The sequence below is a fragment of the uncultured Kiloniella sp. genome, assembly GCF_937128705.1.
In the GTDB taxonomy this organism is placed as follows: Bacteria; Pseudomonadota; Alphaproteobacteria; order Kiloniellales; family Kiloniellaceae; genus Kiloniella.
In genome coordinates, this window is sequence record NZ_CAKZMP010000056.1 from 1 (window position 1) to 12421 (window position 12421).

Sequence of the window (12421 nt, forward strand, 5' to 3'; positions counted from 1 at the left end):
GATGGTCTACGTTTTGCGATCCGTGAAGGCGGCCGTACCGTTGGTGCTGGTGTCGTTTCAAGTATCTCAAAATAAAATAAAAAAACGTTGATAGGGACGGGGCGTCCTGCTAGAACGCCCCGTCGCCAAGTTGATCATTTCGGATTCACTTGGGTGCAACGACAAAATGTAGGAGAGTAGCTCAATTGGTAGAGCACCGGTCTCCAAAACCGGGGGTTGTGGGTTCGAGTCCCTCCTCTCCTGCCACTTAGAACCCAGCGTGTGCTGGGTTTTGGCGTAGTTGGCATCCGATCTTATTTCTTGTAAATAAACGGTGTGTAACTAAATAAGTTTGTATCGATCCGCTCTGTTTGAGCATTAAGTCAAAGGCGTTTGAGAATGGCAAAGACCAACCCCGGTCAGCTCATGAAAGAATTCCGTCAGGAACTGAGTAAAGTAACCTGGCCAACCCGTAAAGAAACTCTCGTCACCACAGGTATGGTGTTCGTTATGGTTACTTTGACGGCGACGTTCTTCTTTCTCGTCGACTTGGTTCTTAATCAAGGTGTGAAACTTGTCTTAGGTCTGGGAGGATAAAATCATGGCTGCACGTTGGTATGTAATCCATGTCTATTCCGGATTTGAAAAGAAAGTAGCTGAATCAATTCGTGAGCAAGCTGCGAAAAAAGGTATGGAAGACCGTTTTGAAGAGGTGCTGGTTCCTACTGAAGAAGTAGTTGAGATGCGCCGCGGTCAACGTATTAATGCTGAGCGTAAGTTCTTTCCTGGTTATGTCATGGTCAAAATGGACCTGACGGATGAGAGCTGGCACTTGGTTAAAGATACGCCAAAAGTTACAGGTTTTCTTGGTGGAAAAGGGCGTCCTTTACCGATATCCGAGCGGGAAGCGCAGGCAATGCTGCAGCAAGTCCAAGAAGGTGTCGATCGTCCGCGTCCGTCTGTTACATTTGAGGTTGGGGAAACTGTTCGCGTTAGCGATGGTCCGTTCGCTTCATTCAACGGTGTTGTTGAAGAAGTTGATGAAGAAAAAGCCCGTCTCAAAGTTGCTGTCTCTATCTTTGGTCGCTCAACACCTGTTGAGCTGGAATACGATCAGGTCGAGAAGCAGTAAAATCGTTTCAAGTTTTTCGTTAAGTGATCACATGTGTGGTTGCTCTTAGTGCGGTGGGCCTGCCATAGCCATACCGCGCACCCAAACTAAATGAGGGTAAATCAATGGCAAAGAAAATCGAAGGCTACATCAAGCTTGAGATCCCTGCTGGTGCTGCTAATCCATCACCGCCTGTGGGTCCTGCGCTTGGTCAGCGTGGTCTTAATATCATGGAATTCTGTAAGGCGTTTAATGCTGCAACAGGCGATATGGAGAAAAACACTCCTGTTCCTGTTATCATTACGGCTTACAGTGACCGTTCTTTCACATTTGTTACAAAAACGCCACCAGCCAGCTTCTATCTTAAAAAAGCTGCTGGCCTTGCTAAGGGTTCTTCTGAAACCGGTAAGGGTTATGTTGGTTCTGTAACAATGGATCAGGTTCGTGAGATTGCTCAGACTAAACTTGTAGATCTGAACGCAAACGACTTGGATGCTGCTAGCCTAATTATTATGGGCACAGCGCGTTCCATGGGCTTGGAAGTGAAGGGATAAGATCATGGCGAAAAAAGGTAAGCGTATTGCAAGCGCCTATGAAGGTCTTGACCGCGAAAAGCATTATGATCTTGGTGACGCTGTAAAGCACATCAAAGCTCATGCAAAAACAAAGTTCGACGAAACTCTGGAAATCGCGATGAACCTGGGTGTTGACCCGCGTCACGCTGACCAGAACGTTCGTGGCGTTGTTCCATTGCCTCACGGTACTGGTAAATCTGTTCGTGTTGCTGTTTTTGCACGTGATGCAAAAGCTGACGAAGCGAAAGCTGCTGGTGCGGAAATCGTTGGTGCTGAAGATCTTATGGAAAAGATCCAGGGCGGCGAGATGGATTTTGATCGTGTGATTGCGACTCCTGACATGATGGCTATCGTTGGTCGTCTTGGTAAGGTTCTTGGTCCTCGCGGTCTTATGCCAAACCCGAAGCTTGGTACTGTTACTCCTGACGTGAAAGGCGCTGTTGAAGCTGCCAAATCTGGTCAGGTTGAGTTCCGTGCTGAGAAAGCCGGTATTGTTCACGCTGGTATTGGTAAGATGAGCTTTGGTGAAGATCAGTTGGTTGAGAACGTTCGTGCGTTCGTTGCCGCGATCAACAAAGCGAAGCCAGCTGGCGCAAAAGGTACATATGTAAAACGTGTTGCGATCTCATCTACGATGGGTCCTGGCGTTAAACTGGAAATTTCTTCACTTTCTGCAGAGTAATCTCTGTACGTCGAGAAATTTTTGGTGTATTAGGGCATCACTCAGCGGGAGAATTCGTTCTTCCGCTGTTCCTGCAGCAGGATTTTTAATTCTGTTGCGACCTGTCCGAGACTGTGGGTGTTGTGCTTCGGCGAAACTTAAGTCCTTTTGGGGCCTACATAGACGGGAAGCGAGTTATAGCACACCGGGTCCTCCGGTTGTGTAAGGCTTGAACTTCCAGGACAGGCGAACCGAATCCTTCTAGTGATGAGGGGTTCTCGTGCAAATCGATCTGAATTCATTTGGCTGAGTCCATTTGAGTTAGGTCAAAAACGAGCGGAGCTACCGTGGATCGTACACAGAAAGAACAGCTCGTCGCTTTCCTTAAGGAAGTCTTCGACGACTCCGGTCTAGTTGTTGTTACTCAACAATCTGGCCTGACAGTTTCAGAAGTTTCCGAATTGCGTTCAGACGCAAGGGATAACGGCGCAAGCTACAAAGTTGCGAAAAACCGGCTGGCGAAGATTGCTCTTGACGGCACGAAATTTGAGGCACTGAAGCCACTGTTTGCAGGTCCAACAGCTGTTACGACATCTGTTGACCCAATTGCAGCGGCTAAAGTCTGCGTCGAGTTCGCCAAGAAGAACGAGAAGCTGACTGTTGTCGGTGGTGCGATGGGTGACACAATCCTTGATGCTGATGGCGTTAAGGCTCTTGCTAGCCTTCCTTCACTCGACGAATTGCGCGGCAAACTGGTTGGCCTATTGCAGGCGCCTGCTACGAAAGTTGCAGGTGTTACGCAAGCTCCAGCTGGTCAGCTAGCACGCGTATTTGGTGCCTACGGGTCTCAAGGCGAAACTGCTTAACGGTTTTGTTAAATTTTCTCTGTTCAAGCCTTTAGAGGATATGAATTATTATGGCTGATCTTGATAAATTGGTTGACGAACTGTCTAAACTGACAGTTCTTGAAGCTGCTGAACTTTCCAAAAAATTGGAAGAGCATTGGGGCGTTTCTGCTGCTGCTCCTGTAGCTGTTGCTGCTGCTGCTGGCGGTGACGCTGGTGGTGCTGCTGCTGAACAAACTGAGTTTGATGTTGTTCTTGCTTCTGTTGGTGAAAAGAAAATCAACGTGATTAAAGAAGTTCGCGGCATTACAGGTCTCGGTCTGAAAGAAGCTAAAGAGCTAGTTGAATCTGCTCCTAAAGCTATCAAAGAAGGTGTTGATAAAGCGGAAGCTGAAGACATCAAAGGTAAACTGGAAGCAGCTGGCGCAACTGTAGAAGTCAAGTAATATTGGCTCTCGCGTCACTACCAGTTATAGAAAACCCGGCCGGTACACAGCGCAAGCTGTGTGTCGCGCCGGTTTTCTGCGCCTTTCAGGGATGGGGCGTAAAACTATCCTGAAGCTGGCTTGTTTGTCCGGGTTAACACGGACAGATTTGTTGGCGATTGTTTAGAAATTTATTGGCGTTAGGGGAACCTCTCTTTCGTCAACACCCAATGGGACGAGGACGTTACTGACATGGCGAGATCGTTTACGGGTCGCAAGCGCATTCGCAAGGACTTCGGGCGTATCACGGAAGTGAGCACTATGCCTAATTTGATTGAAGTTCAGAAGGCATCTTACGATCAGTTCCTACAGGTAGGCGTTCCTGCTGCTGAGCGCAAAACTACCGGACTTCAAGAAGTATTTGAATCGATTTTCTCGATCAAAGATTTTGCTGAAAAGTCTGAACTGCAGTTTCTGCGTTACGAGCTGGAACAACCTAAGTTTGACGTAGAAGAATGCCAACAACGTGGCATTACCTATGCTGCACCTCTCAAGGTTACTTTGAGATTGGTGGTTTGGGACGTAGACGAAGATACCGGCGCAAGATCAATCCGTGACATCAAAGAACAAGATGTTTACATGGGTGATCTGCCGATGATGACACGTTACGGTACATTTGTTGTTAATGGTACTGAGCGTGTAATCGTTTCTCAGATGCACCGTAGCCCTGGTGTATTCTTTGACCATGACCGTGGCAAAACCCACTCATCAGGTAAATTCCTGTTTGCTGCTCGCGTTATCCCTTATCGTGGTTCTTGGCTTGACCTTGAATTCGATGCGAAAGACCTTGTTTATGTTCGTATCGATCGCCGCCGTAAGCTTCCTGCGACTACGCTATTGCTTGCGCTTGACAATGCAGAGACTGCAGCTCGTCGCGCTGAGCTAGGAGAAGCAAGCGAAGTACTTGATCCGCAAGAAGCGCAGGGTATGTCACCAGAAGATTTGTTGAACTTCTTCTATGACACTGTGACCTACGAAAAATCCGGCAACGGCTGGAAGCGTCCTTTCGATGCTGAAGCCTTGAAGGGTGTTAAGCTTAATAACGATCTTATTGATGCTAAGACGGGTGATGTTGCTGCCGAAGCAGGTGCTAAATTAACTCCACGTCAAATTCGTAAGCTTGTTGATGGTGGCCTGACTGATATCTTCGTTCCTGGTGATGACCTCTTTGGGTCTTACATCGCGAATGACCATATCAATGCATCCACTGGTGAAGTTATTTGCGAAGCTGGTGAAGAAATCACCGAAGAGCTTCTCGAAGAACTTGCTGGTACAGGCCTTACAGAGATTGAAGTTCTTGGCATTGATAATGTGAAGGTTGGCCCGTACATCCGTAACACACTTGCTGCGGATAAGAATGCGACACGTGAAGATGCGCTTTTAGACATCTATCGTGTCATGCGTCCTGGTGAGCCACCGACCCTTGAAGCTGCCGAGAAAATGTTCAACGGTCTGTTCTTTGATTCAGAACGTTATGATCTTTCTTCTGTTGGCCGTGTGAAAATGAACGCACGTCTCGACTTTGAGACTGATGATCAGGTACGTACACTACGTCGCGAAGATATTTTGGAAATCGTCAAGATTCTCTGTGAATTGAAAGATGGTAAAGGTGAGATTGATGATATCGATCACCTTGGTAACCGTCGTGTTCGTTCTGTTGGTGAGTTGATGGAAAACCAGTTCCGCGTAGGTTTGCTACGTATGGAGCGCGCGATCAAAGAGCGTATGAGCTCTGTTGAGATCGACACGGTTATGCCACATGACCTGATTAACGCGAAACCTGTTGCTGCAGCTATCCGTGAATTCTTCGGATCTTCCCAGCTTTCACAGTTCATGGACCAAACAAACCCGCTTTCAGAAATTACGCATAAGCGTCGTGTTTCTGCATTGGGCCCTGGCGGTCTGACACGTGAACGTGCTGGCTTTGAAGTTCGTGATGTGCACGCTACGCACTACGGACGTATTTGCCCAATTGAAACGCCTGAGGGACCAAACATTGGTTTGATTAACTCCCTTGCGACTTTTGCGCGTGTGAACCCTTACGGTTTCATCGAAAGTCCTTATCGTAAAATCGTTGATGGTAAAGTAACAGATGATGTTATTTACCTCAGTGCTATCGAAGAAGGTCGTTATACGATTGCGGAAGCAAACGCTGCCCTGAACGAAGATAATACTTTTGTGGAAGAATTGATTTCTTGCCGTAAGAGTGGTGATTATTTCGTTTCACGTAGTGAAGATATCAATCTGATTGACGTATCGCCAAAACAGCTCGTTTCTGTTGCCGCAGCGCTGATTCCATTCCTTGAAAACGATGATGCGAACCGTGCTCTTATGGGGTCGAACATGCAACGTCAGGCAGTTCCTTTGCTTAAAGCAGAGGCACCGTTTGTTGGAACAGGTATGGAACCACGTGTTGCACAGGATTCCGGTGTATCTATTTCCGCACGTCGTGGTGGTATCGTAGATCAGGTGGATGCAACGCGTATCGTTGTGCGTGTTCGTGATGACATGTCCACAGGTGAGGGCGCGGTCGACATTTATAACCTGTCGAAGTTCCAGCGTTCAAACCAAGGCACCTGTATTAACCAACGTCCGCTCGTAAAAGTGGGTGACATGGTTGGTCGTGGCGATATCATGGCAGACGGCCCGTCTACGGATCTTGGCGAGTTGGCTCTTGGTCGTAACGTTCTCGTGGCATTTATGCCGTGGAACGGTTACAACTATGAGGATTCAATTCTGATTTCCGAGCGTATTGTACGTGACGATGTTTTCACTTCAATTCATATCGAAGCTTATGAAGTGATGGCACGTGATACCAAGCTTGGTCAGGAAGAAATCACTCGCGATATTCCTAACGTTGGTGAAGATGCACTTCGTAACCTTGATGAAGCCGGTATGGTTTATATCGGTGCCGAAGTTCAGCCAGGTGATATCCTTGTTGGTAAAGTAACGCCAAAAGGTGAATCCCCAATGACGCCGGAAGAAAAGCTTCTTCGTGCGATCTTTGGTGAAAAAGCATCTGACGTTCGTGATACATCTCTTCGCGTTCCTCCTGGGGGCGTTGGTACTGTTGTTGACGTACGCGTCTTCTCTCGCCGTGGTGTAGAGAAAGATGAACGTGAACTTGCTATTGAGCGTCTGGAAATCGAACATCTCGCGAAAGACCGTGATGATGAACGTGGTATTCTGGAACGTTCTTTCTATGACCGTTTGAAAGAATTCGTTCTCGGTAATGTTGTTGTTAGTGGTCCAAAGGGCATGTCTACCGGTATTAAGGTGGATGAAGCACTTCTGGCTGATTACACGCCTGGCCAATGGCGCCAGATTGCTGTTGAAGACGATGCAGCTCAGACTGAGATTGAAGCACTTAACAAGCAGTTTGAAGAATCAATCGACGAACTGACAAAACGCTTTGATGATAAAGTTCAGAAGCTGCAGCGTGGCGATGAACTTCTTCCTGGCGTTATGAAGATGGTTAAGGTCTTTGTCGCTGTGAAGCGTAAGCTTCAACCTGGTGATAAGATGGCTGGTCGTCACGGAAACAAAGGTGTTATCTCTCGCATTATGCCTGTGGAAGATATGCCTTATACCGAAGACGGCACACCTGTTGATATCGTGTTGAACCCACTTGGTGTTCCATCGCGTATGAACGTTGGTCAGATTCTTGAAACTCACTTAGGTTGGGCATGTCGTGGTCTTGGTCACCAGATTGGTGATATGGCTGTGGATGCACGTCGTACCGGCGATTACGATAACCTAAAATCTAAGTTGCTCGATGTTTATGGTGAAAAAGACTATAACGACGACATCATAGATATGAATACTGATGAGCTTGACGAACTGGGTTACAACCTACGTAACGGTGTTCCGATCGCAACTCCTGTATTTGATGGTGCCAAGGAAAAAGATGTCGTTGATATGCTCGAAAAGGCAGGGCTAGATAGCTCTGGTCAGGTTCGTCTCATCGATGGTCGTACAGGTGAACAGTTCGACCGTAGTGTAACCGTTGGTTATATCTACATGCTGAAACTGCATCACCTTGTTGACGACAAGATCCATGCGCGTTCTATCGGACCTTACTCTCTTGTTACGCAGCAGCCATTGGGTGGTAAAGCTCAGTTTGGTGGCCAGCGTTTCGGTGAGATGGAGGTTTGGGCACTCGAAGCTTATGGTGCTGCCTATACTTTGCAGGAAATGTTAACAGTTAAATCTGATGACGTGTCCGGACGTACCAAAGTGTACGAAGCCATCGTCAAGGGTGACGAGAACTTCGAAGCAGGTATTCCTGAGTCCTTTAACGTTTTGGTCAAAGAGCTTCGTTCTCTTGGTCTGAATGTGGAATTGACACAAAGTGATGCTTGATAACAGGGGCCTTCGGGCCCCTGTAATTAACGTTAAAGATTTAGTGAATAAAATTTTGTCGGGAGACACCGATGTCCAATGAGTTGATGAATATTTTCGGCCAAACTTCTGGGCCAGCGACGTTCGATCAGATCAGGATCTCTATTGCGAGCCCTGAACGGATCCGTTCATGGTCATTTGGCGAAATCAAAAAGCCAGAAACCATCAACTACCGTACCTTTAAACCAGAACGCGACGGCCTTTTCTGTGCGCGAATTTTTGGTCCTATTAAAGATTACGAATGCTTGTGTGGTAAATACAAGCGTATGAAATATCGTGGCATTATCTGTGAAAAATGTGGTGTTGAAGTCACACTTTCAAAGGTACGTCGCGAGCGCATGGGCCATATTGAACTGGCAAGTCCAGTTGCACATATTTGGTTCTTGAAATCTCTTCCTAGCCGTATCGGCCTTCTGGTTGATATGCCGCTGAAAGATCTAGAGCGTATTCTCTATTTTGAGAACTTCGTTGTTGTTGAGCCTGGACTGACACCGATGAAACAGCATCAGCTGCTTTCAGAGGAAGAGTTCATGGATGCGCAAGACGAATACGGCGATGATGCTTTCACTGCGAAAATCGGTGCTGAAGCGATCAAAGACATCCTGAGCAATCTTGATCTTGAAGAAGAAAAAGATGATATCCGCCAGGAACTTCGTGACACCAATTCCGAAGCTAAACGTAAGAAGCTTGTTAAGCGTCTTAAAATCGTCGAAGCTTTCTTGGAATCAGGTTCTCGTCCAGAGTGGATGATTCTTGATGTTGTTCCCGTAATTCCGCCGGAACTTCGCCCGCTTGTTCCTTTGGATGGTGGTCGTTTCGCGACATCAGATCTAAACGATCTTTATCGTCGTGTTATTAACCGTAACAACCGTCTGAAGCGTCTGATTGAACTTCGTGCGCCTGATATCATCGTACGTAACGAAAAACGTATGCTTCAGGAATCTGTTGATGCTCTCTTCGACAACGGTCGTCGTGGGCGCGTCATTACAGGTGCCAACAAGCGTCCTCTGAAATCACTTTCAGACATGCTAAAGGGTAAACAGGGTCGTTTCCGTCAGAACCTTCTTGGTAAGCGTGTCGATTATTCTGGTCGTTCGGTTATCGTGGTTGGTCCGGAACTGAAACTGCATCAGTGTGGTTTGCCGAAGAAAATGGCGCTTGAACTCTTCAAGCCGTTTATTTACTCCAAGCTTGAACTCTACGGTCTTGCGACAACTATTAAAGCTGCGAAGCGTATGGTTGAGAAAGCACGTCCAGAAGTTTGGGATATCTTGGAAGAAGTTATCCGTGAGCACCCGGTTATGCTTAACCGTGCGCCAACACTTCACAGACTTGGTATCCAGGCGTTTGAGCCTACATTGATCGAAGGTAAGGCTATCCAGCTTCACCCATTGGTCTGTACGGCGTTTAACGCTGACTTTGACGGTGACCAAATGGCTGTCCACGTGCCGCTTTCTCTGGAAGCGCAGTTGGAAGCACGTGTTCTGATGATGTCTACTAACAACATCCTGTCTCCTGCGAATGGTAAGCCTATTATCGTTCCGTCACAGGATATTGTTCTTGGTATCTATTATCTTTCCATGATGAACGAAGGTGCTGCCGGCGAAGGTATGGCCTTTGGTGATATGGCTGAGATTGATCACGCTTTGAATAACAAAGTGATCACTCTTCATACAAAGATCAAAGCGCGTTATCACTCTGTTGATGCAGAAAACAATCCGACGGTAAGTCTGGTAGATACGACGCCAGGCCGTATGAAGCTTGCTGAGCTTTATCCTCGCCATCCTAAGTTGCCGTTCTCTATGCTGAACCGTTTGCTTCCGAAGCGTGAAGTATCTGATGTGATTGATATGGTTTATCGTCACTGTGGTCAGAAAGAGACTGTCATCTTCTGTGACCAGATTATGAAACTTGGTTTCAGCCACGCTTGTAAAGCTGGTATCTCGTTCGGTAAGGACGATATGCAGATCCCTGCTGCGAAAGAAGCATTGATCGAAGAAGCTCAAGCACAGGTTAAAGAGTTTGAACAGCAGTATCTTGATGGTTTGATCACTCGTGGTGAGAAGTACAATAAGGTTGTTGATATCTGGGCTCAGTGTTCAGACCGTGTTGCTGATGAGATGATGGAAGTCATCGGATCTGGTAAAGGTGACAAGGTAAACTCTGTTTACATGATGGCTCACTCTGGTGCGCGTGGTTCTGCCGCTCAGATTAAACAGCTTGCAGGTATGCGTGGTTTGATGGCTAAGCCGGATGGCTCTATTATTGAGACACCGATTATTTCAAACTTTAAAGAAGGCCTGACCGTTCTTGAGTACTTCAACTCTACGCACGGTGCACGTAAAGGTCTTGCGGATACAGCTCTTAAGACTGCGAACTCTGGTTATCTGACACGTCGTCTTGTTGATGTTGCACAGGATGCGATCATCACCGAAGAAGATTGTGGTACAGAAATTGGCATTAACATCGCTGCTGTTATTGATGGTGGTGAAGTGATTGCTTCTCTGAGTGAACGTCTGCTTGGTCGTACAACAATGGAAGATATGGTTAGTCCGCTAACCAAAGAAGTCATTGTTCCTGCCGGGCAAATCATTTCTGAGGAACACTTGGATGAAATCGACCGCTCTGGTCTGGATTCAGTTCAAGTACGTTCGCCGCTGATGTGTGAATCCAAAAGTGGTGTTTGTGCTCAGTGTTATGGTCGTGACCTGTCTCGTGGTACGAAGGTTTATTCTGGTGAAGCTGTCGGCGTTATTGCTGCTCAATCAATCGGTGAGCCGGGTACACAGTTGACAATGCGTACTTTCCATATTGGTGGTGCGGCGCAGGGTGGTTCTGAGCAATCATCTATCGAAGCATCCCTAGATGGTACAGTTCACATTAAAAACCGTAACGTGGTTATCAATTCTGATGGTCTCCCAATTGTGATGGGCCGTAGTCAGGAATTGATTATTCGTGACGAAAACAACCGTGAACGTGCACGTCACCGCCTGCAGTATGGTGCCAAGTTGCTTGTTGATGAAGGCATCGCCTGTAAAAAAGGTCAGAAGTTGGCTGAGTGGGATCCTTATACGACCCCGATCATCTCTGAGAGAGAAGGTATTGCTAATTTCGTTGACTTGGTTGACGGCGTTTCCATGCGTGAAGTAACAGATGAAACAACTGGTATTTCAAACCGTGAAGTTGTGGAATGGAAAACAGCATCAAAAGGTTCTGATCTGAAGCCACGTATTACTTTGCGTGACGAAAACGGTGAAGTTATCTTGCTCGATAATGATATGGAAGCACGTTACTTCCTGTCAGTTGGTGCGATCCTTTCTGTTGAACCTGGTACTGAAATTAAAGCTGGTGACGTTCTTGCGCGTATCCCGCGTGAAGGGTCAAAAACACGTGATATTACCGGTGGTCTGCCGCGTGTTGCTGATTTGTTTGAAGCGCGTAAGCCAAAAGATCCAGCGATTCAAGCTGAAACATCTGGTATTGTCAGCTTTGGTAAAGACACCAAAGGTAAGAACCGTTTGGTGATTACGCAATCTGATGGCGAAAAAGTAGAAACTTTGATACCTAAGTGGCGTCAAATCATCGTGTTCGAGGGTGAGCATGTTGAAAAAGGTGATGTAGTGGTTGAGGGTGAACCTAACCCGCATGACATCTTGCGACTACAGGGTGTTCCTGCTTTGGCTTCTTATTTGGTTAACGAGATTCAAGACGTTTACCGTTTACAGGGCGTGAAAATTAATGACAAGCACATCGAGTGTATCATTCGTCAAATGTTACGCAAAGTTGAAATTGTTGAGCCAGGTGATACTGATTACTTGAAAACCACACAATTGTCGTACAAAGAAGTGATGGCGACAAACCGTGAAATCTTGAAGCAAGATGGTGTTCCAGCTAAGTTTGAAGTGTTGTTGTTGGGTATCACCAAAGCATCGTTGGCAACTGAATCATTTATTTCGGCGGCTTCGTTCCAGGAAACCACCCGTGTATTGACTGAAGCTTCAGTTAAAGGCACACGTGATGAACTGCGTGGCCTGAAAGAAAACGTGGTTGTGGGTCGTCTAATACCGGCTGGTACTGGTTTGACTTACCACAAAAACCGCAAGAAAAAACGTCAAGATGTTGATGCAGCACAAGCTGGCCCTACGGCTAGTGAAGTTGAAGCAGCATTGAGCGAAATGCTTAACAGCGAAGAATAATACTCTTTTGTTGTAAAGTGAGTGAAGACCGGACGATGTCCGGTCTTGACTGTCTGCGGGAGGCAACATACAATGCGCCTCCTTAAATTAGTATGGCGGTGGTTTAACCACTGTCTTTTTTGTGTACAACGTGGAGTCTGCTTTCATGGCAACCATCAATCAGTTGGT

9 protein-coding genes and 1 tRNA gene are annotated in these 12421 nt (G+C 46.8%); all 10 read left to right on the top strand.

What is annotated here, in order from left to right:
• On the top strand, window positions 1-75 hold a 75-nt coding region (locus Q0241_RS03270; protein ID WP_299373036.1), incomplete at its 5' end, for a hypothetical protein.
• A gap of 95 nt (window positions 76-170) precedes the next feature.
• Window positions 171-246, top strand: a tRNA-Trp gene (locus Q0241_RS03275).
• A 132-nt stretch (window positions 247-378) separates the two neighbouring features.
• A complete protein-coding gene (gene secE, locus Q0241_RS03280) occupies window positions 379-576 on the top strand; it encodes a preprotein translocase subunit SecE (RefSeq protein WP_046510121.1) in 198 nt (65 codons plus the stop codon).
• A gap of 4 nt (window positions 577-580) precedes the next feature.
• Window positions 581-1111: a transcription termination/antitermination protein NusG gene (nusG, locus tag Q0241_RS03285; protein WP_047766114.1), complete on the top strand. Its 531-nt coding sequence runs from the start codon at window positions 581-583 to the stop codon at window positions 1109-1111.
• 104 nt (window positions 1112-1215) lie between these two features.
• The gene (rplK, locus tag Q0241_RS03290; RefSeq protein ID WP_299373022.1) at window positions 1216-1644 is read left to right on the top strand and encodes a 50S ribosomal protein L11; all 429 of its coding nucleotides are present in this window, start codon (window positions 1216-1218) and stop codon (window positions 1642-1644) included.
• A gap of 4 nt (window positions 1645-1648) precedes the next feature.
• A complete protein-coding gene (rplA, locus tag Q0241_RS03295) occupies window positions 1649-2347 on the top strand; it encodes a 50S ribosomal protein L1 (RefSeq protein ID WP_299373024.1) in 699 nt (232 codons plus the stop codon).
• Window positions 2348-2673: 326 nt separating this feature from the next.
• Window positions 2674-3192, top strand: coding sequence for a 50S ribosomal protein L10 (gene rplJ / locus Q0241_RS03300; RefSeq protein ID WP_299373026.1), 519 nt, complete (start codon window positions 2674-2676; stop codon window positions 3190-3192).
• A gap of 50 nt (window positions 3193-3242) precedes the next feature.
• Complete coding sequence (gene rplL, locus Q0241_RS03305) at window positions 3243-3617, top strand: 50S ribosomal protein L7/L12 (RefSeq protein WP_047766117.1); 375 nt, start codon at window positions 3243-3245, stop codon at window positions 3615-3617.
• A gap of 231 nt (window positions 3618-3848) precedes the next feature.
• Window positions 3849-8018: a DNA-directed RNA polymerase subunit beta gene (gene rpoB, locus Q0241_RS03310; RefSeq protein ID WP_299373030.1), complete on the top strand. Its 4170-nt coding sequence runs from the start codon at window positions 3849-3851 to the stop codon at window positions 8016-8018.
• A 71-nt stretch (window positions 8019-8089) separates the two neighbouring features.
• The gene (gene rpoC / locus Q0241_RS03315; RefSeq protein ID WP_299373033.1) at window positions 8090-12253 is read left to right on the top strand and encodes a DNA-directed RNA polymerase subunit beta'; all 4164 of its coding nucleotides are present in this window, start codon (window positions 8090-8092) and stop codon (window positions 12251-12253) included.
• Window positions 12254-12421 lie beyond the last annotated feature (168 nt).